A 24,891-nucleotide genomic window follows, 5' to 3' on the forward strand; every position below is an offset into this window, starting at 1 on the left:
AAGGAGCAACTTATTACAGTTGCTCCCTTTTACTTTTATTCTACGCTTATTTCTAAAGCTACATCCGCAAAAGTATTATCATCACTTATATTTAAAATTACTTCACATTGACGCAATCTCAATTCAAAGAGCATGATAGAATCATGATAGATTTCAGGATTTGATTTCATCTTATGTAATATCTCTTGTTTTTCTTGTATTTCTAAATGCGTGTTTTCTACAGCTTGCTTTAAAGAGTTAAATGGATTCCTAAAGAATATATTAATATCTCGCTCTTGTGTGTTTTCAAACAGCTCAAATTGCAAGAAAAATTTCTTCATAATAGAAGCCGTTACTTCAGTATAATCTTCATTTTCTACATACTGTTTGTATTTGTTATATAGCATAGATTTATTTTTAGGAAGAACTCCAAACAATTTACCGGCACTTTTCAGTAAAAATTGTGCTGGCGTAAATCGACGTAAAATATTTACTTCATCCATTTGTATTCTAGTCGTCATCCTGTCAGTATCTCTGCGCCAGTCATCAAGCACTTTAAAGTCACATTCTAACTGTATTCTATTTTCTCCAAATAGTGAATTAAGCCCTTCACTAAGTTCTTCTAAATACGTTTGACTTTGAAGAAGCTCATTATTAGAAGTTGCAATCCAATTTTGCATAGAAAGAGCCAGATTAGGTAACACAGTTTGTTCTAAATATTTATGCACTCTTTCATTCATTGCTTTATTTAGTTCCGTATCCATGTGCCCGAAATCACTTTCTTCACTAATTAAATTAGAACAGCTCTTTAATATCTTCGGAATATTTTCAGTAAGATCATTTGTAATTTCAGTCTTCATTGAACGATATGATTGTGTAATGAAATGAATTTTTTCCCTCTCAAATGTAGTAAGGTTATTAATGCTACCGTTTAGTTTCACTAGCATATCTTCATTCCAATTAATAGCATCCACCAGATTATTTTCTTTCTCAACACGTTTATCCAAAAGATATGTAATTGTTTTTCGAATGAAAAATAATAACTTTTCAGTACGTTCTGCATCGATATTTTTATGATTAAAGTTAAAATGAATAAACTCAGTTAAATCATTTAATTGTTGACTACTTGTATATAACGAGGAATAAGGGAAAATTCTCGCATACGGGAAATATGTGTTTATTCTCGTTGCCGTATCATGTAATACCCTTTTCACTTCTGCTTCACTGTAAATGTTATCGATTTTATTTAATAAGAAATGAATTTGTAAATTTGGCGTATGTTCTTGAATACTTAATAGAATGTCACGTTCTTTATCAGTAAAAGGTGAATCCGCATTCAATACGAACAGTAATTCGTCTACAGAATTTAAATATTCGAATATCTCATCTCTAGTGTCGTTATTCCTATTAAAGCCAGGTGTCACTACAAATGTAAGTTTATTTTCATTTAAAAATCTGCATGGTAATTTAAATTCAACACACGCTCTATCTCTATATGTTTGATGGTGCTGAGACATCATATTATGGTAATCAGAGACATCTTCCGTTGTTGTAATTGCTGAGTCTGTTATAGCGTTTATTTCTATATGAGCATCATTTTTTAAAACTACTACATTTGAAATTGATTTTTCTAATATATTTTCTCCTAATATAGAGTTAATAAATGTAGTTTTTCCGTTCCCTGAAGTTCCCGTTACTAAAATACGATTTGTTCTTAAATCTGCGAGCTCGTCAACTAACCATTTAAATCGGTGACCTATTTCTATATTCTGCTTTTGTGCCCACTGTGTAATAGATTCAAAAAGGTGTAAGCTGTACTCTAAGCCATTTACATGATTAATAGAATGTGACAGTAAGTTTTCCGCATGTTCTATATTTGCTGAATCTATTTTGGAAGGGAAAATCTCATCCCATGCCAATACAGCTGCAGATGGAAATACAGCATAAGATGGATTGACTACCTTTAACCAATTTGCTAACAGATTTGGTATGATATCGTTTAATTGTCTAAGCGTATATTGACCTTGAATTAATGCAAAGTACGTTTCTTCGTAAAGAGCAGAAACTTTGTTCCATATATCGGACGAATGTATTTCAATATGTAAGAAAAATTCATTTATTGTGTTAAGCCACAATAAGTAATTTTTTTCATTTTTATAACTGTTCCAGAGTGATGAAACCATTTGCGTAAATTGTACTTGATCTACATTATTTAATGTAGCTAATGCATCATAAAAATAGTCTGGTGAAATATGTTTAGTAAACCCTTTATCGATATATCCTTTTAACACCTCAAACCAAGGATACGATTCTATGCGAATTAACTCATTCACAGCAAGCTCTACTGCACTATCAAAATCTTGCTGTTCCTCATAAAAGGAACGGGCAATTTTTGTGACATTCGGATAATCAGGATTTAAAGAAACTGCTTCTTTAATAACACCGAAAGCTGAGTCAAAATTATTTTGCTCAATATAAAGAGAAAGTAATTGTAGTCTAATTTCGGTCATCAATATTTTATTATCAGTAGTAATAGAAGTATAAATATTTTCAGCAAATGATAACTGATTCAGTTCGAAATAAGCATCCGCAATATTTTTTTGTGCCCATGGTGCTAATTCATTACTAACCTTCTCCCATTTAAAAATAGCTGCTTCAAAATCTTGATGACGATAATAAAATTCACCTTGTGCAAAACGAATATAAGACCCATCAGAAATCTCATTTTTTTCTTCGTTTACATAAGCTTGTCCAAGTACGTCAAGAGTTGGTTTTGTTTCATTCTCCATTAGGAATGTTTCATAATACATCTTTTTTATTAATTGTTTTTCTAATCTCATCTTTTCCCCCACTATATCTTGAAAATACATTTTTAAGATATGTCAATACTTTTTGTATGTATGCTTTTTATCTTAACAAAGAATATCTTTTGGAAAATTTCATTTTCCTTTCATTTTTCAAGTTAGATTGAATTTTTATGAGAAAAGTTTCAGTTTTTTTTCAATTACCTTTCAGTTATGAAACAGCATTAAATGTTCCTAATAACCTAATAACACTATAATATTCCACATTATATTATCAAGAAAACCCCATATAAACCATATTATAAAAACAATCTATATTGAATTTATATACATAATTAACTGTGCTGTCAAACAAAAAAAACAACAATAGGAGCCAACAGCTATTCATACCATTTCTTTCTCAAATTGTTTTCCTTTAAAATGTTTCAGTAGTTATGTAATTAAATTCCATTAACCTATATAAATAACTAGTCCAAAAAATATCTATATGCATATCATGTTATAGTAAAGAATTTAGGAGATCCTAAAAGGAGGCATTTTCATGTTTGAAGATAAATCTAAAATAAATTACCCATATGAATTTACTGAAACTACAACAGTTCCTCTAAAGAACCCCATTGATAAAAAATTCAAGAACGGCACAGGTACACATAACTTCCCAATTAAGAAGCACTATAAAGAGCAAGTTCTATACACTGAAAAAATTAATAATAATAAAAATAAGTAATTGTATAGATCTTTATAACAATTAGCTAAATAAGAAGCAACATTCAACCATGCATAGTTATTTAGTTAGTAATGATACAATTCATGCACATTTTAAAAAGTGCTGTATACAGCGCTTTTTTATACATAGATAAATTTAAGCTAACTCAACCAAGAAATAAACGGTAAAATTACTCCACCATATTCTCGTTTAACTATTAAATCTACATATGAAAAGGGAGCAACAGTAAATGTTGCTCCCTTTTGAAATATAATTTATTCACTCTACATAACCCTCTTAAACATCTTCTCCAACTCATAAGTAGAATGATGCACAAGAATCGGTCTTCCGTGTGGGCATGTGTATGGGTTTGTTGTTGTACGTAATTCTTCCAGTAAGGCAAATATTTGATCGTTCGTTAAATATTGATTCGCTTTAATGGATGCTTTACAGCTCATCATGATGGCTGCTTCTTCACGTAACTTTTTAATATCCACTTTTTTTAGTTTGACAACTTGCTCCATCATTTCATCGATAATTTCTGTTTCTTGTCCTTTCGGGAACCATGTTGGATGCGAGCGGACGATAAAGGATTGATGGCCGAATTGTTCTAAAAATAGCCCAACTTTTTTTAGTTCTTCTAACTGTTCTTCGACACGTAAAAATTCAGTAAGAGATAGATCAATACGGTACGGTACAAGTAACTCTTGTACTTCTTGCGCTACCCTTCCTACTTTATCACGGAAGTATTCATAATTAATACGTTCCTGCGCGGCATGCTGGTCAATCATATATAAGCCTTTATCATTTTGAGCGAAAATATATGTTCCATGCATTTGTCCAATTGGATAAAGCGGTGGTAAGTCATTCCCGTTCATTTCAATCTCTTTTATTTCCCGAACTTCTTCTTCTAATTCCTCTAGTTCAAAATCCTCTTCATTACTGTCCCACGATTTCTCTTCTTGAATTGGTTCTTCGATTATCGGTTTAGTGGATGGTTGCCAACTTTGTTCTTCTCTTATGAGCGACTGTGGTGGTTGCCATTCTTGTTTCGGCGGTTGCCACAGTTGTGGTGGTTGTTTCACAGCCTGCGGTTCTTCTTGTTTTGCATCCATGCCAGTTGGTAAAACAATGTCCGGCATAGATGGTTCTTTCGGCTTCGCATGCTCAAACTGGAACTGTTCTTGCACACTTTCGTCTTTTTCTTTTTTCTTCGTTGTTACGCCTGCATCTGGAATGAGCTGTATTTTTTTAAATGCAGCTTGCAATGTTTCTTCGATCAGCTTTAGCAATTCTTGTTCTTTACTAAAACGAACCTCTAACTTCGCTGGATGTACGTTAACGTCAACTAGCATTGGATCCATTTCAATCGATAAGAAGCCAATTGGATACCGGCCGACTGGCAGTAATGTATGGTATCCTTGCTGAATTGCTTTCATTAGTACAAAGTTTCGAACGTAACGACCATTTACGATCGTTGACATATAATTACGAGATGCTCTCGTTACTTCTGGTAATGTTACATAGCCTTTAATTGTAAAGTCTAAAGATTCAGCTTCAATTGGAACAAGCTTCTTCGCAACTTGAATACTGTAAATCGATGCAAGTACTTGTCTTACATCACCGTTACCTGATGTATGAAGCAATTTCTTTTCATTATGAAACAGTTTTAACGATACTTCTGGATGTGACATTGCAATACGATACACGATATCTGTAATATTCCCGAGCTCCGTATGAATGGTTTTCATATATTTAAGACGCGCTGGTGTATTAAAGAATAAGTTTTGTACTGTAATATCTGTTCCTTTTCGGCTCGCAGTTTTCTCTTGTTTTATAATGTCTCCACCTTTAATTATGAGGTGTGTACCAGGCGCATCACCTGTGCTAGTAATTAATTCTAATTCACTAACAGAGGCAATACTCGGCAATGCCTCACCGCGGAAACCGAGTGTTCTTATGCGAAACAGATCGTTTTCATCTTTAATTTTACTCGTCGCATGGCGTTCAAAAGCGACGATACAGTCTTCTTCTGCAATACCATCACCGTTATCAATGATACGAATTTTCGATAACCCAGCTTCTTCTAAGTGGATTTCAATAGATGTACTATTCGCATCGATAGAATTTTCCACAAGTTCTTTTACGACTGAAGCAGGGCGCTCTACTACTTCCCCTGCCGCAATTAAGTTAGAGAGTTGGTCATCGAGTTTGCGAATTTTCCCCATCTACTTACTCATCCTTTCTTTAACTTTTTCTGTAAGCGATACAATTCGTTCATCGCTTCTAAAGGTGTCATATCAAGTAAATCGATTTTTTTAATTTGCGCCAATACTGCTGTTTCTTTTTGATCTAGCAGAGGTTTGTCTTGTTTCTTCGAAGACTGTTCTCCTCCAAAGAAAGATAGTTGCGATTCTTCTTCAGTCTCTACTTTCGTTTCCTGTATTTCTGCTATTTCCTCTTTTACAACTACAGGTTCTGGAGCAGCTTCTTGTACTTTCACTTCTACTCGTTTTGGAATAATAATTTCTTCCTGTCCTTCTAGCTGTGCTAACACTTCTTTCGCGCGGGCGATTAAGCTATCTGGAAGCTCTGCAAGTTGCGCAACGTGAATTCCGTAACTTTTATCAGCTGCCCCGTCTTGAATTTTATGAAGGAATACTACTTTTCCATTCTCTTCAATTGCTGAAACGTGTACATTTTTCAGTTGATCTAAACTCTCTTCTAACACAGTCAATTCATGATAATGCGTAGAGAATAACGTTTTTGCACCAATTTGGTCATGAATATGTTCAATGATTGCTTGTGCAAGTGCCATACCATCATAGGTAGATGTACCTCGTCCAATTTCATCGAATAAAATTAAACTTCTTTCTGATGCGTTTGCAATTGCATTTTTCGCTTCTAACATTTCGACCATAAATGTACTTTGACCTGATATTAAATCATCCGCAGCACCAATTCTCGTAAAGATTTGATCAAATACAGGTAATACTGCTTCTGTTGCTGGTACGAAACAACCGATTTGCGACATAACAGTTACAAGTGCTAATTGTCTCATATACGTACTTTTACCAGACATGTTCGGCCCTGTAATTAAAAAGACATCCATATTCTCTGGCATAATACAATCATTCGGTACATACAATTTCCCGTTCAATACTTTTTCAACGACAGGATGACGACCATCTTTAATAAAGATTTCGCGCTTCGTTGTCAGTACAGGTTTTACAAACTGTTCTTCTTCACTAACTGTCGCAAAACTTTGCAGTACGTCTAATTCACTAATTACTTTCGCTAAATGTTGTAATTTCGGAATAAATACTTTTACTTCTTCACGAAGTGCTGTAAATAAATCGTATTCTAGCTGTACAATTTTTTCTTCAGCTTCTAAGATTAACGTTTCTTTTTCTTTCAGTTCATCTGTAATGAAACGTTCAGCATTAGCAAGCGTCTGTTTACGTTCATAGCGACCTTCTGGAAGTGCTGCAAGATTCGCTTTCGTTACTTCAATGTAGTAACCGAAAATACGGTTGTATCCGATTTTTAACGATTTAATTCCAGTAATATCACGTTCTCTTTTTTCAAGCTCAGCAATCCACGTTTTCCCGTTTTTACTCACGTAACGATATTGATCAAGCTTGTCATTATACCCATCTTTAATAATATCTCCATCTTTAATTGAAAGCGGTGGGTTTTCTTGAATACTTCTTCCTAGTAATTCTGTTAAGCTTTCACATGGATCTGCACCTTGAATTAATCTCGATGCATAAGCGTTATCTAACAAACTAATTGCTTCTAAAATAGCTGGCACTTGAAGTAATGAACGTCTTAATTGTAATAAGTCTCTTGCATTTACGTTACCAAATGCAACTTTTCCTGCTAAGCGTTCTAAATCATATACTTCTTTTAACTTTTCTTTTAAATCTTCACGTAAGAAGTAATCATTTACAAACGTTTCAACCATTTCTAAACGCTCTTCAATTCTTTCTTTCTGTATAAGTGGACGTTCCATCCACTGTTTTAACATACGACCACCCATAGCTGTTTTCGTCTTGTCCAATAACCATAATAGTGATCCTGTTTTTTCTTTCGTCCGAAGTGTTTCTGTCAGTTCTAAGTTTCGCTTTGAATGTACATCAATTTTCATAAATTGATTCGTATAATAAATTTCTACTGGTTGCAAATGATCTAAAGAACGTTTTTGCGTTCTTATTACATAGTTAAATAAACGTCCAACTGCTTTAATTAATTTTGCTTGTGAAACATTTTTCACAAGATGTTCTAATCCTTCCGGAATTGCCGTTGCATCTTCATACGAAATCGTCATTTTCAATGTTTCAGTTAACTTGTTTAGTTCATCTTTAGAAAATGAAGAATCAACAACAATTTCTTTCGAACCAGTTGCATACACTTCTAATAAAATATCTTCTACTGAACCAGTCAGTAACGTTACTGTATTTTGTCCAGTCGTTAAGTCGTTACAAGCTAATGCATATGATCCATCTTCAAAATGTGTTAATGCGGCTAAGAAGTTGTTTTCTTTCTCATCAATTGTACGCCCTTCCATCATCGTTCCTGGCGTAATTAATTGTACTACTTCACGACGTACTACACCTTTAGCTGTTTTCGGATCTTCTACTTGCTCACAAACAGCTACTTTATATCCTTTTTCAACAAGTTGTTCAATATAGTTTTTAGCCGCATGATATGGTACACCGCACATTGGTATACGTTCACTACTACCACCATCTCGGCTCGTTAATGTAATTTCAAGTTCATGGGCTGCTTTAACAGCATCCTCAAAGAACATTTCATAAAAATCGCCTAAGCGAAAAAATAAAAAGGCATCTTGATAATCTGCCTTAACCTTTAAATATTGCTGTATCATAGGCGTATATTGAGTCATACTTTTCCTCCATAATTCTTACATGATAATCTATTTTCATATATGTCGCATTTCACGGACACTCTTATCTCCTATTTCAGGAGTCTTTCTTCATTATAACATATTTCATAAAGAATCATGTTCATTCAGCGCCACTTATGTAAAGTAAAAAGCTAGGAAGAACTTCTCCCTAGCTTTCTATTACTCTTCTTCTGCATCAACGATAAAGTTCGGATCTAATTCTTCAAATTCATCATCAGCAATTTGGAAATCATCATCTGATTCTACGCAGCCTTCAGGATTTACACTTACACAAATTTTCGTTTCTCCAACTACTTCTGTTACAAATTCACGTTCTACAGTTACAACAATTTTATTACCATTTGGTGATACAAGTGCTTCTAAACAATTTGGCGGCTGAATAACACGAGCAATAATTTCTAAATCGTCACCAGAAAAGTTTTTATCACGATAACCAATACTTACTTCGTCCGTGTAGTTCACACGTTCTGTTACAACTTCAGTCTTTGTATTTCCATCAAATGAATACCAAGTGTTCACATCATAGAAACCTTCAATTTCCACATGTTTTCCATTCTTTCTTGCTTCGTACGAGTGGTTAATTACCCAGCACCCTAAAATACTTGTTGGCTCATTATTCGATTCACATGTATGCGTTGACTTTGTATACTTACGTCCTTTTCCAACCACTGCTTTTGTAATAATCTCTCTAAATTCGGACATTCGTAACCCTCCTCAATCACTATTCACTTAATCATATGCGTGACAATAGCGGAATGTGTCATTCTTTTTTTTGAGAAGACCTTACGTTTAATCCACAAAAAAAGAGATGTCAATATGACATCTCTTTAACAACCACAATTTCCTTTTTTACTTTCTACTGCTGCGCCAGTTTCACCCTTTAGTACATCGCCACCAGTTGAAATTAATATTTCATCTGTTACGTTGTTAGAAATTGTACTAGCAACTAACTGTAATAAGTCATTTACGTATGTTTGTGAAGATTTAAATTGTTGTACGACTGGAATACTGTCTAACTTATCTTGCAATGCATCAATTTCAGCTTCTACCTTTTTTAAAGCTTCCCATTTCCCGTAATGTTGCAAGTTTACTGCTTGTTTTTGCAGTGCTTTAATTTCATCGATTGCGCGTTTTACATTTTCATTTTTATGAATTTGCGCCTCTGCTTTCTTAAAAAAATCAACTTCTTCTGTTTCAGAAATCATTTTTGCTAATTCTTTCGCTTGTTCAACAATGTCATCTTTCGAATATACTTTCATCTATTATTTCACCTCAATCGGCTCTTCAACTAATTCCCCGTTAAGAGACCAAGTTTTTGCTTCCGTTACTTTTACTTTCACAAGCTGACCAATTAAAGATTTTGAAGCGACGAAGTTTACAAGTTTATTCGTACGAGTATAACCTGCAAGTACTTCCGGATTATTTTTACTTTCCCCATCAACTAACACTTCTACAATTTGACCTTTATAACGACTATTCTTTTCAATTGCCAACGTATTTACTAGTGTATTTAAGCGTTGAAGACGTTCTTTCTTTACTTCCATCGGTACATTATCTTTCATTTTTGCAGCTGGTGTACCTTCGCGAGGAGAGTAAATGAATGTAAAGGCAGTATCAAACCCTACTTCACGATATAACGACATCGTTTCTTCAAATTGCTCATCTGTTTCATTTGGAAAACCAACGATAATATCTGTTGTTAATACTGCATCTGGAATTGCTTCTTTAATTTTTCTTACAAGTTCTAAATAATGCTCACGCGAATATTTACGTGCCATAATTTTCAGCATATCCGTACTTCCAGATTGAACTGGTAAATGGATATGTTCTACTAGGTTGCCACCTTTGCCAAGCACTTCAATTAAGTGATCATCGAAATCACGTGGATGGCTCGTTGTAAAACGAATACGGGCAATATCAACTTTACGAAGTTCGTCCATTAAATCGCCAAGACCGTATTCTATATCTTCAAAGTCTTTACCATATGCATTTACGTTTTGACCAAGTAAAGTAATTTCTTTATAACCATTTGCAGCTAAATGACGAATCTCTTGGATAATATCTTCTGGACGTCTACTTCTCTCTTTTCCGCGTGTATACGGTACAATACAATACGTACAGAATTTATCACAGCCATACATAATATTTACCCAAGCTTTAATATCACCACGACGTACTTTCGGAAGGTTTTCAATTACGTCACCTTCTTTTGACCATACTTCAACTACCGTCTCTTTCGAGAACATCGCATCTTTTAGAATGTACGGTAATCTATGAATATTATGCGTTCCAAATACCATATCTACATGCTGATTTTTTTGCATAATTTTATTTACAACAGATTCCTCTTGAGACATACAACCACATACACCAATTAAAAGGTCTGGATTTCTTCGTTTGAGTGACTTTAAATGGCCTAGCTCACCAAACACCTTATTTTCAGCATTTTCACGAATTGCACAAGTGTTTAATAAAACTACATCTGCATCCTCAGTTGAAAAAGTTGGTTCATATCCAAGTGCGGTGAAAATGCCTGCCATTACTTCCGTATCATGCTCATTCATTTGACAACCATATGTACGAATATAGAACTTTCTTCCTGTACCAAAATTGCGAAACTCTTCAGGTAAGCCAAAATCCCGTTCAATTTTAACTTCTTCTTTCCCGCGATTTTTCGCATCCTTTAAGGAAGGTGGTTGATATACACTTTCAAAGTATTTACTATAATCTTTCTCTTCTTTTTTCGTAGAGGAATTTGCTTGTTGACTTGCTAATCGTTGTTGCTCGTTCATCGGTAATCTCCTTTCACCCTTAACTATACATACTCTATAGTCCATTTTAATGCGCCTAGACTCACCTCAAAAATGGTTAGATAGCTTGAGAGATAACTTGTCCTTTGAAACTTGAGTAATCAATCTAATCATTCATAAGAATGAAGTCTTCCCCACGCAAATAGACATTCCCTTTTTATCATTTCTTGTTGTCCTACCAAAAAGCATATTGCTTTATCCCTATAAACATTACCATAGTATGATGTATTTCGCCAATTTTAACAATAAAGAGGCCCTTTATTATCTTACATTTCATAAGCAATGAACTTGCCATTTTCATACAACGATTTATATATTATTTTATCATTCTGAATTTTCTAAGTAAATAAGACTACCCTATATTTTTGTACATAAAAAAAGGTTACCAAATCGGCAACCTCCTCTTCTTACATTACATAAATTCAGCAACAAGCTCATCAAACATTTTCTGATCCATATTTAAATCAGATTTCACTAAAGGCTCTTCACTATAGCCTTTAACAAGTTCTTGATATGATGGTTGCTTAGTATTTTGATAAATTAACCCTGTTACTAAACCGTTATTTTCCATTAAAGTTTGCATAGCCATCATGCGATTAGATGGATCATATCCCTCTACTGTACTTAGTTTCGTTAAATTCTCTTTAAACCAATCGTAAGTATTTACTTTATTGTAAGTAACACATGGGCTAAATACGTTAATTAATGAAAATCCTTTATGGTTAATACCAGCTTCAATAATTTGTGTTAATTCTTTTAAATCACTCGAAAAGCTTTGCGCCACAAATGTCGCACCAGCTGTTAAGGCCATTTCCATTACATTTAGTGATGGTTCAATTGAACCTTGTGGTGTGCTTTTCGTTTTAAATCCAGCTTCACTACGTGGTGAAGTTTGCCCTTTTGTTAATCCGTAAATTTGGTTATCCATTACGATGTACGTAATGTCGATATTACGACGAATAGAATGGATTGTATGACCCATACCAATCGCAAATCCATCACCGTCACCACCTGAAGCGATAACTGTTAAATCACGATTTGCCATTTTCACACCTTGCGCAATTGGAAGGGCACGACCATGAATACTATGCACACCATATGAATTAATATAACCTGAAATACGGCCTGAACAGCCGATACCAGAAATAACAGCAAGTTCATCTGGATTTAGGCCAACGTTAGCTGCCGCACGTTGAATTGCAGCTTGCACTGAGAAGTCTCCGCAACCTGGGCACCAGTTTGGCTTTACACTGTTACGAAAGTCCTTAAATGTTGCCATTTAATACAACCCCTTTTTTGCATTCGTTGTAAATCTCTTTCGGCAAGAATGGGTTTCCATCATATTTTAAAAGACTAGAAATTTTCTCACCATTACCAAGATTCATTTTCATAATGTTAGCAAGCTGACCTGTTGCATTGTTTTCTACTACTACAACACGCTTCGCCTTTTTCACAAGTGGATCGATTTCAGCTGTTGGGAACGGGTGAATTAAACGCACATGAGCATGGTTTACTTTCATACCCTCTTGTTCTAAACGCGTCATTGCCTCTTCGATCGCACCACGAGTTGAGTTAAATCCAACAAGCAATACGTCTGCTTCTTCATGCTTAACATTTTTATAAACAGGGGTATTAAACTTCAAGTTCTCCATTTTACGGAAACGTTTGTCCATTTGATCTTTACGGTTTATTGCTGATTCCGATGGTTTTCCAGTTTCATCATGTTCTACACCTGTAACATGGTGAACACCATTTTTCATACCAGGTAAAACACGTGGTGAAACGCCGTCTTCTGTTACTTCATAACGCTTGAAGTATGCTTTATTTTCACGTTCTGGTAATTCTACTTCTAAATCAAGTTTACCACGACGAATTTCCACTTTATCTAATTTAAGTGGTTCTACTGTTTGTTTTCCTAAAGAAAGCTGTAAATCTGTTAAGAAAATAACAGGAACTTGATATTCTTCAGATAAGTTAAATGCCTCTACAATGTCATAGAAAGCTTCTTCAACTGTACTTGGCGCCATTACGATTTTTGGAATTTCACCATGCGTACCGTAAATCATCGCCATTAAGTCAGACTGTTCTTGCTTAGTTGGTAATCCTGTACTTGGGCCGCCACGTTGTGTATCAACAATTACTAATGGAGTTTCTGTAATACCTGCTAAACCGATTGCTTCCATCATTAATGAAAGACCTGGACCAGCAGATGCCGTTAATGTACGAACACCAGCATAGTTTGCACCGATTGCCATTGTACAAGCTGCGATTTCATCCTCAGTTTGGATTACTGTTCCGCCGACTTTCGGTAATTTTTTTATTAAGTATTCCATAATTTCTGATGCAGGTGTGATTGGGTATGCTGACATAAAACGAGCACCACCAGCTACCGCACCAAATGCGATTGCATCGTTCCCAATCATAAACATGCGTTTTTTACCATCAGCTTTTTCAAGCTGCATCATGTTTACTTTCTCACCTAGTAATTCTTTCATATATTGAGAGCCACGTTTAATTGCGTCCATATTCTTTTGAACGACTTGCTCTCCTTTACGACCAAAGATTTCTTCAACAACATCTAAATAAGCTGTTTCATCTAATCCTAATACTGCACTTGATGCTCCAACAGCAACCATGTTTTTCATTAATGATGTGCCTAATTCTGAAGCAATATCTGTAAACGGTATCACATATAGATTTACATCTGTATTGTCAGGTATTGTTGGATTAAATTTCGCATCCGCAACTACAATTCCACCTGGACGTAGTTCGTGGAAATTAAAATCAATTGTTTCTTGGTCAAAAGCAATTAAAATATCTAAATCATCTGAGATCGCTCGTACTTCTGTTGTACTTACACGAATTTTATTATTTGTATGGCCGCCTTTTATACGTGATGAGAAGTGGCGGTAACCGTATAGGTAATATCCTAATCGGTTTAATGCAATACAGAAGATTTCTCCTGTACTTTCAATTCCTTCACCTTGTTGGCCTCCAACTTTCCATGAAAGTTGACTAATCATCTCCTACACCCCTTTTGGCTGCATTCATTGTAGTGTATTTTTTTACAGTAATAGTTTAGCATTTTTTATGCAAATAAACTACAACGGACGCAAATTATGCCTCTTCTGATTTCCCTGAATCTTTAGTATAAAGCTATTTTGTTTTTCATTCTAGTATTAGGTCTTAAAAAAAGCAATAAAATCAAATGAATTAATTTTAATTTTTCTGAATTTTAAACCGAAACTTAAAAACTCATATGTTCTACAAAATTATCATATAAAAATCGTTCTACAGTAGATGTAGCATAGTGTTTACAAAGCTCATTCATTACATTTTCATAATCTCGATAAACTGATACATTTACAACTGTTTCTAAAATCCCATCAAAATCTGAACCAAATCCTATATTGTACTCTCCACCTAATGAACAAATATATTCGATATGTCTTACTATATCTGTTATATTTGCTTCATTTTCATTCGTTAGAAACTGCGGTACAAAAGTGACACCGATCATGCCATTTTTCTTTATAAGAGCTTTAAGTTGTTCATCGTTTAAATTACGTGGGTGCTCGCAAAGTTTCATACAATTTGAGTGGGAAGCAATAGGATTTTTTGCAATCTCTATAACATCCCAAAAACTTCTTTCATTCAGATGAGACACATCAGTCCATACATGTAGCGCATTCAGTTCTTGTACAACCTGTTTACCAAAATTCGTTAAACCCGCCCCACGTGTCTCTAGCGCACCATCAGCTAAGAGATTGGCATAATTCCATGTTAGTCCAAAAGAACGTACTCCTAGGCGATACAACAACCGTAATTTCATTGCTTCTTTTCCAATTACTTCGCATCCTTCTAGTGTTAATATCGCTCCAACCTCGTCCTGTTTTAACATGTTAATATCATCTTTTGTCTGAATAAACTTTACACCTGGTAGGGATAAAATTTCATTATAAAAAATATCTACCATTTGTAATGCTGCTTCAAATCGGTTTTCATATGCCACTGTTTCTGGTACATATATAGCAAAACATTGTATACTTCCTTTTCTTCTCTTTAACTGTTCAAATGTAATATGTAATTGTGAATCATCGTTAAAATTCCTTTTCCCTTGTGCACTCCATAACTGAAGAAGCACGTCACAATGAGCATCAAAAATTTTCATTTTCATTCCTCCATTATAAAAACAACCTGTTTGCATACTGCAAACAGGTTGTTTAAAACTTAACGAGGTTCTACAATTAATTTTATTGCTGTACGCTCTTCGCCATCAATCATAATATCTGTAAACGCTGGGATACAAATCAGGTCCAAACCACTAGGCGCTACAAATCCTCTTGCGATTGCTACTGCCTTTACCGCTTGGTTCAATGCACCTGCACCAATAGCTTGAATTTCTGCTGTTCCGCGTTCGCGAATAACACCTGCAAGTGCACCAGCTACAGAATTAGGGACCGACGTTGCTTTAACTTTTAATATTTCCATTCCGCGTTTCCTCCTCGTTTCTTTAAAAAGTATTAGCAATTATTTCACTTTAACTTATATTCACGAGGAATGGCGCGTATTCCTGCTAAAATTTCGTAATTTTTCTAAAAAATTAAAATATAATAACTTATCTAAAATTTAACGGGAATTTACTCAAAAAATGGTTGATCGTCATTAATTAAAATACGTTCAATTTTCTTTGCTTTTCCTGTATTTGGATCCACATCAATTAACACTGCACTTAATTGCGTTCTACCATTTGTTACTTCAAATCGTACTGGTAAGTTTGTTAAAAACTTCTTCAATACTGCTTCTCTATCCATACCTAATATTCCATCATACGGCCCTGTCATTCCAACATCTGTAATGTATGCCGTTCCGCTTGGTAAAATACGGTTATCTGCTGTAGGGACATGCGTATGCGTACCTACTACTGCTGTAGCACGTCCATCTACATACCAACCTAGCGCTTGTTTTTCACTTGTAGTTTCCGCATGGAAGTCAACAAAGATAATATTCGTACGTTTTTTCGCAATATTAATTAATTCATCCACTTTACGGAATGGACAATCAATCGGAGGAAGGAAAGTACGTCCTTGTAAGTTAATAACTGCAACTTCTGTTCCATTACAGTTCACAAAGATAAGTCCTTTTCCTGGAGTTCCTTCTGGGAAGTTAGCTGGTCTTGCAAGATATTTTGCATCATCGATGAATTCAAATACTTCACGATTATCCCAAGCGTGGTTTCCAAGTGTAACTGCTTGCGCCCCACATTCTAAAAAGTTTCGATATATTTTTTCTGTAATCCCACGGCCACCTGCTGCGTTTTCTCCATTAATGATTGTTACTGTAGGTGTATATTTTTTCTTTAATGCCGGTACGTATTGTTGAATCATACCTCTACCAGGAGATCCTACTACATCCCCAACAAATAATATTCTCATATGTCTTACCCTTTCTATGTACTGCATTTTTTATTGCTATAGCATCAAGTAAATTCCTTATAATATGTTTATTATAAGTTTGTTTCACTTTTATACTATATAACTAACTGTCTTTATTTTATCCAATTCCAACACAAAAAAATAAAGTGGTGTTTCACCACTTTATTTTGCGTATTCCACTGCACGTGTTTCACGAATAACAGTTACTTTAATATGTCCTGGGTAATCCAGTTCATTTTCAATACGTTTTCGGATATCACGAGCTAAACGATGAGCTTCTAAGTCATCGATTGTATCTGGTTTTACCAAAATACGAACTTCACGTCCTGCTTGAATTGCAAATGACTTTTCAACGCCTTCATAAGACTCTGAAATCTCTTCTAACTTTTCAAGACGACGAATATAGTTTTCAAGTGTTTCACTACGAGCTCCCGGTCTTGCAGCTGATAAAGCATCTGCTGCTGCAACTAAAACTGCAATGATAGAAGTTGGTTCTGTGTCACCATGGTGAGATGCGATACTGTTTATAACTACAGGATGCTCTTTATATTTCGTTGCAAGTTCAACACCAATTTCAACGTGGCTTCCTTCTACTTCATGGTCAATCGCTTTTCCGATATCATGTAATAGACCTGCACGTCTTGCTAGTTTTTCATCCTCGCCAAGCTCTGCCGCCATAAGTCCAGTTAAATATGCAACTTCCATAGAGTGTTTTAAGACGTTTTGACCATAACTTGTACGGTATTTTAAACGACCTAAAATTTTAATTAAATCTGGATGTAATCCATGAACACCCACTTCAAACGTTGTTTGCTCTCCGACTTCGCGAATATACTCGTCCACTTCACGTCTTGATTTTTCGACCATCTCTTCAATACGCGCTGGATGAATACGTCCGTCCTGTACTAGTTTATCAAGAGCGATACGAGCTGTTTCACGACGAATTGGGTCGAATCCAGAAAGGATTACTGCCTCTGGTGTATCATCGATAATTAAGTCAATACCCGTTAACGTTTCTAACGTACGAATATTACGACCTTCACGCCCGATAATACGTCCCTTCATTTCGTCATTTGGAAGATTTACAACCGAAACGGTTGTTTCAGCAACATGATCAGCTGCACATCTTTGCATTGCAAGAGATAAAATCTCTTTTGCTTTCTTATCCGCTTCTTCTTTCGCGCGAACTTCACTTTCTTTTACCATAACAGCGATTTCATGAGAAACTTCACTTTCTACTTTACCAAGAATAATTGCTTTCGCTTGTTCGCGTGTCAGATTGGAAATGCGCTCTAATTCTGTTTGTTGCTTTTGAACTAACTCTCCCACTTTGCTTTCCAACTCTTCAATCTGTTGTTGTCTCGCTACAAGAGATTCCTCTTTCTTCTCTAACTGTTGCTCGCGTTTATCGAGCGTTTCGTCTTTACGATCAAGGTTCTCTTCTTTTTGCATTAAACGATTTTCTTGTTTTTGTAATTCGCTTCTACGGTCACGAATTTCTAATTCAGCTTCTGTACGAAGTGTATGAATTTCATCCTTTGCTTCTAAAAGCGCTTCTTTCTTAAGTGCTTCAGCATCACGATTCGCTTCGTCTAAAATACGTCTCGCTTCATTAGCCGCACCATTAATCTTCGCTTCAGCAATAGACTTTCGAACAAAAAAGCCAACAACTGCACCGACTGTTGCAAGCAAAATGGAGATGAGTATCCAAACTGTACTCGTCATGATTTCACCTCCCCTTGCTATGAATGAAAAAAGACTGTCGGCATGTACATTGAATTACAACATACAGCAAAGACCGTCGTCCCGCTTTTTTAAGGGACTTTCTTCATTTCACAATTAAAATGTCATATTATTATTTCGGTAAGATTTAAACCTTACTCCGAATATTACTTCTCTTCTTGAGAAGAGTATATTGTATATAAGAAAAAATATACATTCTCATTGTATCTATCGTAATTTTCATTGTCAAGCGTTGTCTACTTTTACTTTCTTTGCCTTCAGCCTTGAATGTGACCTAAATTTTAAAAGTAAGGAGCCTACTATACTGGAAAACCTTAGTAATTCCCATTTCTTTTACTTAAAATATTTAAATATCCCTCTTTACACAACGCATTTGAAGTAAAAAAATATTTTTTATCTATAGTATTATGCTCCTTAATAGTAGATAAAAAAATAAAAGACACGAGGCCGTGTCTTTTATTTTTTTAATCAAGAAGAGTTGAATCTTCTGCGCCCTCAGCACCAGAATCTTCACTAATTCCGTGATGCTCACGAATAAAGAAAGCAATTTCTTCTCTTAAATCTGTATTTTCTTTTAAGAACTGCTTCGAATTTTCACGACCTTGTCCTAGGCGTTCTTCATTATAAGAATACCAAGCACCGCTCTTTTGAACGATATCAAGCTCAGAAGCCATATCCAAGATTTCACCTTCTCTTGAAATACCTTCTCCGTACATAATATCAACTTCAGCAACACGGAATGGTGGTGCTACTTTATTTTTCACTACTTTTACTTTTGTTTTATTACCAACGATGTCGTTACCTTGCTTTAATTGCTCCGCACGACGCACTTCAAGACGAACAGTTGAATAGAATTTCAACGCACGACCACCTGGAGTTGTTTCTGGGTTTCCGAACATAACCCCAACTTTTTCACGAATTTGGTTAATAAAGATTGCAATTGTTTTTGATTTGTTGATTGCTCCTGAAAGCTTACGAAGTGCTTGTGACATTAAACGTGCTTGTAAACCTACGTGTGAGTCACCCATGTCGCCTTCAATCTCTGCTTTCGGTACAAGAGCTGCTACAGAGTCAATTACGATAATGTCAACCGCACCACTTCGTACAAGTGCTTCCGCGATTTCTAATCCTTGCTCCCCTGTATCAGGCTGTGATAATAGTAATTCATCTATGTTAACGCCTAATTTTTGTGCATATACAGGATCCATTGCGTGCTCCGCATCGATGAATGCTGCTTGTCCACCTTGACGTTGTACTTCTGCAATTGCATGTAATGAAACTGTCGTTTTACCTGAACTTTCAGGTCCGTAAATTTCGATAATACGGCCACGTGGATATCCGCCTACCCCTAGTGCCACATCAAGTGCTAAAGAACCACTAGAAACCGTAGAAACTCTACGCTCCGCTTGTTCTCCTAATTTCATAATTGAACCTTTACCGAATTGCTTCTCTATTTGTTTTAACGCCATATCTAACGCTGCTTGACGATCACTCATTCAAAATTCCTCCTTAACTGAATTGCTAATCTTATTATACCTATTTTCAATTCAATTTGCCAACAAAAATCGAACATTTATTCGATTTTTTTATTTTCTATCAAATAATATCTAAATTTAACCGTAAAAAAACTAGAAGAAACTTATATCTCTTCTAGCTTTTTATATAAATGATAAAATCCATATTTTGCTGTTCGTTCTCTAATTTGTTGACGACTTCCGCTTAAATTAAGAGGAAAGACTACAGTTGGTTCATCCTTAATCGAAAGCCCAACAAATACTGTTCCTGGTTCTTTCTGTTCTGAAGCATCTGGCCCTGCTACCCCAGTGAAACTAATTCCAATATCCGCTTTTAGTACATCCTTAACATTTTCAGCAAGATAACGAGCACATTCTTTACTAACTGCACCATCAGTATGCAACACTTCTTCAGGCACACGTAAAACATATTGCTTCACATCATTATGATAACAAATGACACCGCCTTTAAACACAGAAGAAACACCAGCGGTTTCAGTTACTTGATTTCCAAAAAGACCACCTGTTAAACTTTCTGCACACGCTAAAGTTAACCCTTTTCTCTTCAATAACTCGATTGCCTTATAATGCAAAAATTCTTGGTCATATCCGTAGAAAAATTCTCCTACTCTTTCTAAAATCAAATCTTCCACATGTTGAATTAGTTTCTCCGCTTCGCTAACATTTTGATGCTTAGCGGTTAAACGTAATGTCACTTCTCCATCATTTGCTAACGGGGCAATTGTTGGGTTTGTTTGTCCATCAATTAAATCTTGAACTTTCACCTCTAATTGGGACTCCCCAATGCCGAAGAAACGAAGCACACGAGAATAAATGTTTTCTCCTGTTGTAAAATTACGTAAAAAAGGCTCTACGTAACTTACATACATTGGTTTCATTTCTTTTGGCGGCCCTGGTAATAAAATATAAACTTTTCCGTTCTTATTTACCCCCATACCCGGCGCCATACCGTGGTCATTTGCAAATACTGTTGCTCCATTTAAAACGAGCGCTTGCTTTTTATTATTCTCCGTAAATTCACGGCCTGTACGCTTAAAGTAATTACTTATTAAGGCTAATGCCTTTTCATCATACACAAGCTCTTCATCTAAACTAGCAGCTATCGTTTCTTTCGTTAAATCATCTTTTGTCGGTCCTAATCCACCTGTAAAAATAAGTATATCAGCACGTTCTTCCGCAGCTTCAATCGCCTTTTGCAATCGCTTATTATTATCACCAACAACAGTATGATAGTACACGTTAATTCCGATTGAAGCTAACTTTTCAGATAAAAACTGGGCATTTGTATTTGCAATTTGTCCAAGTAATAATTCAGTTCCAACCGCAATAATCTCAGCATTCATCCCAATTCCCCCATAAACTTCTATTTTGAGTTTACAAAAGCAGCTCTATTTTTCCAGAAATAATCCCATCCTGAAATAACAGTAAAGATTAATGCAATCCATATGAAGATATCCGCAACTGGAATATGGATTAAATTTAAAGGTACATCGTGTAATAAATATGCTGCAATCGCAATAATTTGTGTCCATGTCTTAATTTTTCCTAGCTGGTTTGCTGCAACTACTTCCCCTGTTCCAGCAAGTACAAGACGTAAACCAGTTACCGCAAACTCACGACTGATAATTACAATAACAATCCAAGCCGGTACATATTGCATCTCTACCAATGTAATAAGTGCTGCCGAAACAAGTAATTTATCAGCTAACGGGTCAAGAAACTTCCCTAAATTCGTTACAAGATTATATTTTCTTGCGTAATGTCCATCAATCCAATCTGTAGCTGAAGCAATGATAAAGATAAGTGCCCCCACTAAATGTTGAATCGGTAAATCAACATCACCAATTTTGTATGAACCCCAATCAAAGGGTGCTAACATAATTACCATAAAAATTGGAATTAAGAAGATTCTAGATATTGTAATTTTATTTGGTAAATTCACAGCTATTCCTCCATCATATCAAAAACATTTGTTCATCGAAAAAAAGTCATCGAAGCGATGACTGTTATTGTGCAGGTTGCTCTATCCCTTGGTTTTTTATCACCAATCTTTGGTGAAGTTCTTTTTCTGGATCCAATGGATAAGCGACCACTTGGCCATTCAGTTTAACTTCAACATTCGTTGCATTTCCAATATTAAGTCGCACTTCTTTTAATGTTGATACATCACGTTTTTCTATTTGGCCCTCTTGTACTGTAGCGTTTAGAATCACATTCCCAGCATCATCTTTAACATCTACATAACTCGCACCTTTACCCGATAATTCCAGTTCTAATGTTTTATTATTATGAATTTCCAAAGTAGATACTTTTCCAGTTGTTCCAACTACTTTCACTTCTTGCTGTCCAGTTGGTTGTGCTGGTTGCTCCTCTTTCTTTGGTTCTTCTTTCTTTGGTTCCTCTTTTTTTGGCTCTTCCGCTTTCACTTCATCTTTCTTCGTATCTAACGGAGAATCTTTCGCTTTTTGAACTTCAATTTTCTCACTTTGAGCACTCGGAACTTTTTCATCATCTTTTCCAGTTAACGCTTGAAACACAAACCAGATTACCACTCCAACTGCGATTACTAACAGCGCAACTAAGATTTTCGGCATGTGATCTGCAATTGGCCATGATGAAGATTTTTGCATTGTTTCTTGTGTTTTTTGTCCCGTTGATACTTGTGGAACTTCACGCTTTTCAGATTGTGGTATCGTACTCTGATGTTCTACGAGCAGTTCCTCTCCATTTAATCCAACCGCATCTGCGTATTGTTTAATGAATGCACGCGCATAAAAAGCTCCTGGCAATACATCATAATTGCCTTCTTCAATTGCCACTAAATGGCGTTTTTGAATTTTTGTAATCTCATGCAGCTGATCAATAGACAAGCCTTTCGCTTCTCTTGCTTCTTTCAGCTTTTGTCCCAATTCCGTCACTACTAACACCTCAATATTTCTTTAAAAGTCAAACATAGAGAAATTATTTTGCGTACCTTGCTCAATTTCATCTACTAAATTATATTGAATTTCTTCATCATAATCGTTACGCAACTCGATAATATAATCAAAATCATCCAATGTGTATTCTGACTGACTCACAAATACATCAGGATGTTCCACAACTTTCGTTGCAGGCAATCTCATAATTTCACGAACGAGCTGCCAATGTCTTTCGTTAGCACGCTTCGTTGACACAATTCCATCTAGGATGAAAATATTGTCATCGCTATACTCATCTTCAATTAATTGACTACGAACAGTTTGCTTAATAAGAGTAGATGATACAAATAACCACCTTTTATTTGCACAAACACTTGCAGCAACAATGGATTCTGTTTTTCCGACACGAGGCATTCCGCGTATCCCAATTAGTTTATGGCCTTCTTTTTTCATAATTTCTGCCATAAAGTCTACAAGTAAGCCTAATTCATCACGCACAAATCGAAATGTTTTCTTATCATCTGCATCTCGTTGTATGTACCTACCATGTCTAACCGCTAGCTTATCTCTTAGCTTGGGCGGACGATATTTCGTTACCGTTATGTTATCCATCGTATTTAAAATTGATTCAAGTCTAGAGATTTGCTCTTGATTATCACACATAAGAAGTAACCCACGTCGTGCATTATCTACACCATTAATTGTGACAATATTAATGCCGAGCATACCGATTAACGAAGAAACGTCACCAAGCAAGCCAGGTCGGTTTTTATGTATTTCATATTCAAAATACCATTCAATCATCCAAGATCACTCCCCTTGCTTACTTTACACCTACGTACTATATTATATGATTTCACCTTAATAGGGAAGCTAAATGTATAATCTACCCTGTGTAATTATTATACAAAAAAAGTAGAGAGGAGAATCTCCTCTCTACTTTTACTTATGTTGTACGAACTTAACCATTAAATTTGCAATTGTATGTTGCTCCTGTTCATCAGCAACTTTCCAAAGCTCAGCTAATAATTTCTCTTGGTCATTGCGTCCTTCTACCTCATTAGCAAGATAGTCGCCAACACGAAACGCCATATCTGATACCGCACCGCCATCTAAACCTTTGTCTTGCGCTTGCTCTAAACGTTCTCCTAAAAAGCTCTTCCACTGATCAAAATTATCTAATACTGACATAATTAAGCACCTCACTATTGAGTAATAAAATCATCCTTAATTTGTGCAACTATTCATTTTTTATGTAAGAATTTTTTAGCAGTGCCAACCGCCATTCACTCCGATAATTTGTCCAGTTATGTAAGACGCTCCTGGTGATACGAGGAATGAAACTGTTTTCGCTACTTCTTCTGGTAATCCTATTCTACCTAATGGTATATCTTCAGCAATTCCCATTTTATCTTCTTCAGAAAAAACACTTAACATTTCCGTTTCAATTGCTCCTGGTGCTACTGCATTCACACGTAATCCACTTAAAGAAACTTCTTTCGCTAAAGCTTTCACATATGAATTTTGTGCCCCTTTTACCATTGAATAAAGCACTTCACAAGAAGCCCCTATTTGTCCCCATATAGATGAAACAATTACAATATTACCACTTCTTCTCCCGATCATAGGCGGAAGTGCCATAGAAAGTAATTTATATACGTTCTTCACTTGAAGTTCTACCATATAATCCAATTCATCGTTTGTTACATCTGTTACTAGTCCAAAAATACTCTTCCCAGCTGCGTATACAATAACATCAATAGGATGTTCAATTTGTCCCCACAATTGCTCTGCTCCATCACTAGAAGCTAAATTCGCTTGAACAGGGATAACTTCTCCCCATGCCTTCTGCAATTCCAATACCTTTTCTTCACTGTTATTGTAATGAACATAAACTGTATATCCATCTTGAATTAATTGTTTCGAAATAGCAGAGCCAATTCCTCCGCTCCCTCCAGTTACTAACGCATACTTTTTCATAAAGTCCCTCTCTTATCTCTACAAGTTCAATTTTCACATAACTAAATA

The 24,891-nt window shown here is 35.5% G+C and carries 20 protein-coding genes; 1 reads left to right on the top strand and 19 read right to left on the bottom strand.

The features are described from left to right. Positions 1-35: 35 nt before the first annotated feature. Positions 36-2,819, bottom strand: a complete 2,784-nt coding sequence (locus tag GD442_RS17840) for a dynamin family protein (RefSeq protein WP_001235310.1) — start codon at positions 2,817-2,819, stop codon at positions 36-38. Positions 2,820-3,324: 505 nt separating this feature from the next. Between GD442_RS17840 and GD442_RS17845 the strand changes: the two genes are divergently transcribed. Beyond that, the gene (locus GD442_RS17845; protein WP_000461138.1) at positions 3,325-3,510 is read left to right on the top strand and encodes a hypothetical protein; all 186 of its coding nucleotides are present in this window, start codon (positions 3,325-3,327) and stop codon (positions 3,508-3,510) included. A gap of 263 nt (positions 3,511-3,773) precedes the next feature. Here the strand turns inward: GD442_RS17845 and mutL are convergent, their stop codons facing one another. The 18 genes from mutL to ymfI form a co-directional block, all read right to left on the bottom strand. Then, positions 3,774-5,717 carry a DNA mismatch repair endonuclease MutL gene (mutL, locus tag GD442_RS17850; protein WP_000516465.1) on the bottom strand — a complete coding sequence of 648 codons (1,944 nt, stop codon included), beginning with the start codon at positions 5,715-5,717 and terminating at the stop codon, positions 3,774-3,776. 8 nt (positions 5,718-5,725) lie between these two features. Next, on the bottom strand, positions 5,726-8,398 hold the full coding sequence (gene mutS / locus GD442_RS17855) for a DNA mismatch repair protein MutS (protein ID WP_000196026.1): 2,673 nt from the start codon (positions 8,396-8,398) through the stop codon (positions 5,726-5,728). A 180-nt stretch (positions 8,399-8,578) separates the two neighbouring features. Continuing rightward, entirely contained in the window at positions 8,579-9,121 is a 543-nt protein-coding gene (gene cotE / locus GD442_RS17860; RefSeq protein ID WP_001288799.1) for an outer spore coat protein CotE, read from the bottom strand. A 125-nt stretch (positions 9,122-9,246) separates the two neighbouring features. Then, complete coding sequence (locus GD442_RS17865; protein WP_000870461.1) at positions 9,247-9,678, bottom strand: YlbF/YmcA family competence regulator; 432 nt, start codon at positions 9,676-9,678, stop codon at positions 9,247-9,249. Between the two features lie 3 nt (positions 9,679-9,681). Next, positions 9,682-11,211, bottom strand: a complete 1,530-nt coding sequence (gene miaB, locus GD442_RS17870) for a tRNA (N6-isopentenyl adenosine(37)-C2)-methylthiotransferase MiaB (RefSeq protein ID WP_086407675.1) — start codon at positions 11,209-11,211, stop codon at positions 9,682-9,684. A gap of 430 nt (positions 11,212-11,641) precedes the next feature. Then, entirely contained in the window at positions 11,642-12,508 is an 867-nt protein-coding gene (locus GD442_RS17875) for a 2-oxoacid:ferredoxin oxidoreductase subunit beta (RefSeq protein ID WP_000190155.1), read from the bottom strand. Next, a complete protein-coding gene (locus GD442_RS17880) occupies positions 12,495-14,252 on the bottom strand; it encodes a 2-oxoacid:acceptor oxidoreductase subunit alpha (RefSeq protein ID WP_000625418.1) in 1,758 nt (585 codons plus the stop codon). The genes GD442_RS17875 and GD442_RS17880 overlap by 14 nt, the downstream gene beginning before the upstream one ends. Positions 14,253-14,476: 224 nt before the next feature. Beyond that, the gene (locus GD442_RS17885) at positions 14,477-15,400 is read right to left on the bottom strand and encodes a dipeptidase (RefSeq protein WP_000688048.1); all 924 of its coding nucleotides are present in this window, start codon (positions 15,398-15,400) and stop codon (positions 14,477-14,479) included. 59 nt (positions 15,401-15,459) lie between these two features. Further along, positions 15,460-15,720: a stage V sporulation protein SpoVS gene (spoVS, locus tag GD442_RS17890; protein WP_000404341.1), complete on the bottom strand. Its 261-nt coding sequence runs from the start codon at positions 15,718-15,720 to the stop codon at positions 15,460-15,462. A 149-nt stretch (positions 15,721-15,869) separates the two neighbouring features. Beyond that, entirely contained in the window at positions 15,870-16,664 is a 795-nt protein-coding gene (locus GD442_RS17895; RefSeq protein ID WP_001221095.1) for a TIGR00282 family metallophosphoesterase, read from the bottom strand. Positions 16,665-16,826: 162 nt separating this feature from the next. Further along, a complete protein-coding gene (gene rny / locus GD442_RS17900) occupies positions 16,827-18,389 on the bottom strand; it encodes a ribonuclease Y (RefSeq protein ID WP_000204911.1) in 1,563 nt (520 codons plus the stop codon). A 482-nt stretch (positions 18,390-18,871) separates the two neighbouring features. Further along, positions 18,872-19,903 carry a recombinase RecA gene (gene recA / locus GD442_RS17905; protein WP_001283860.1) on the bottom strand — a complete coding sequence of 344 codons (1,032 nt, stop codon included), beginning with the start codon at positions 19,901-19,903 and terminating at the stop codon, positions 18,872-18,874. Positions 19,904-20,046: 143 nt separating this feature from the next. Continuing rightward, positions 20,047-21,285: a competence/damage-inducible protein CinA gene (gene cinA, locus GD442_RS17910; RefSeq protein ID WP_000990692.1), complete on the bottom strand. Its 1,239-nt coding sequence runs from the start codon at positions 21,283-21,285 to the stop codon at positions 20,047-20,049. A 20-nt stretch (positions 21,286-21,305) separates the two neighbouring features. Beyond that, the gene (pgsA, locus tag GD442_RS17915; RefSeq protein WP_001052967.1) at positions 21,306-21,884 is read right to left on the bottom strand and encodes a CDP-diacylglycerol--glycerol-3-phosphate 3-phosphatidyltransferase; all 579 of its coding nucleotides are present in this window, start codon (positions 21,882-21,884) and stop codon (positions 21,306-21,308) included. A gap of 64 nt (positions 21,885-21,948) precedes the next feature. Continuing rightward, on the bottom strand, positions 21,949-22,860 hold the full coding sequence (locus GD442_RS17920) for a helix-turn-helix domain-containing protein (RefSeq protein WP_000137461.1): 912 nt from the start codon (positions 22,858-22,860) through the stop codon (positions 21,949-21,951). A 21-nt stretch (positions 22,861-22,881) separates the two neighbouring features. Next, positions 22,882-23,667 carry a DUF3388 domain-containing protein gene (locus tag GD442_RS17925; RefSeq protein WP_000574107.1) on the bottom strand — a complete coding sequence of 262 codons (786 nt, stop codon included), beginning with the start codon at positions 23,665-23,667 and terminating at the stop codon, positions 22,882-22,884. Between the two features lie 138 nt (positions 23,668-23,805). After that, a complete protein-coding gene (locus tag GD442_RS17930) occupies positions 23,806-24,054 on the bottom strand; it encodes a DUF3243 domain-containing protein (protein ID WP_000114450.1) in 249 nt (82 codons plus the stop codon). Positions 24,055-24,129: 75 nt separating this feature from the next. Then, positions 24,130-24,843 carry an elongation factor P 5-aminopentanone reductase gene (gene ymfI, locus GD442_RS17935; protein ID WP_000759604.1) on the bottom strand — a complete coding sequence of 238 codons (714 nt, stop codon included), beginning with the start codon at positions 24,841-24,843 and terminating at the stop codon, positions 24,130-24,132. Positions 24,844-24,891: the final 48 nt, after the last annotated feature.

The sequence above is a fragment of the Bacillus sp. A260 genome, from assembly GCF_009861435.1.
In the GTDB taxonomy this organism is placed as follows: domain Bacteria; phylum Bacillota; class Bacilli; order Bacillales; family Bacillaceae_G; genus Bacillus_A; species Bacillus_A cereus.

Coding starts and splice junctions, on each gene's coding strand:
- spoVS (WP_000404341.1), bottom strand. CDS start 15,720: ATGGAAATATTAAAAGTTAAAGCAACGTCGGTCCCTAATTCTGTAGCT.
- miaB (WP_086407675.1), bottom strand. CDS start 11,211: ATGAACGAGCAACAACGATTAGCAAGTCAACAAGCAAATTCCTCTACG.
- rny (WP_000204911.1), bottom strand. CDS start 18,389: ATGACGAGTACAGTTTGGATACTCATCTCCATTTTGCTTGCAACAGTC.
- GD442_RS17895 (WP_001221095.1), bottom strand. CDS start 16,664: ATGAGAATATTATTTGTTGGGGATGTAGTAGGATCTCCTGGTAGAGGT.
- GD442_RS17875 (WP_000190155.1), bottom strand. CDS start 12,508: ATGGCAACATTTAAGGACTTTCGTAACAGTGTAAAGCCAAACTGGTGC.
- GD442_RS17845 (WP_000461138.1), top strand. CDS start 3,325: ATGTTTGAAGATAAATCTAAAATAAATTACCCATATGAATTTACTGAA.
- GD442_RS17925 (WP_000574107.1), bottom strand. CDS start 23,667: ATGATTGAATGGTATTTTGAATATGAAATACATAAAAACCGACCTGGC.
- GD442_RS17930 (WP_000114450.1), bottom strand. CDS start 24,054: ATGTCAGTATTAGATAATTTTGATCAGTGGAAGAGCTTTTTAGGAGAA.
- mutL (WP_000516465.1), bottom strand. CDS start 5,717: ATGGGGAAAATTCGCAAACTCGATGACCAACTCTCTAACTTAATTGCG.
- recA (WP_001283860.1), bottom strand. CDS start 19,903: ATGAGTGATCGTCAAGCAGCGTTAGATATGGCGTTAAAACAAATAGAG.
- cotE (WP_001288799.1), bottom strand. CDS start 9,121: ATGTCCGAATTTAGAGAGATTATTACAAAAGCAGTGGTTGGAAAAGGA.
- cinA (WP_000990692.1), bottom strand. CDS start 21,285: ATGAATGCTGAGATTATTGCGGTTGGAACTGAATTATTACTTGGACAA.
- GD442_RS17865 (WP_000870461.1), bottom strand. CDS start 9,678: ATGAAAGTATATTCGAAAGATGACATTGTTGAACAAGCGAAAGAATTA.
- GD442_RS17840 (WP_001235310.1), bottom strand. CDS start 2,819: ATGAGATTAGAAAAACAATTAATAAAAAAGATGTATTATGAAACATTC.
- mutS (WP_000196026.1), bottom strand. CDS start 8,398: ATGACTCAATATACGCCTATGATACAGCAATATTTAAAGGTTAAGGCA.
- GD442_RS17880 (WP_000625418.1), bottom strand. CDS start 14,252: ATGATTAGTCAACTTTCATGGAAAGTTGGAGGCCAACAAGGTGAAGGA.
- ymfI (WP_000759604.1), bottom strand. CDS start 24,843: ATGAAAAAGTATGCGTTAGTAACTGGAGGGAGCGGAGGAATTGGCTCT.
- GD442_RS17885 (WP_000688048.1), bottom strand. CDS start 15,400: ATGAAAATTTTTGATGCTCATTGTGACGTGCTTCTTCAGTTATGGAGT.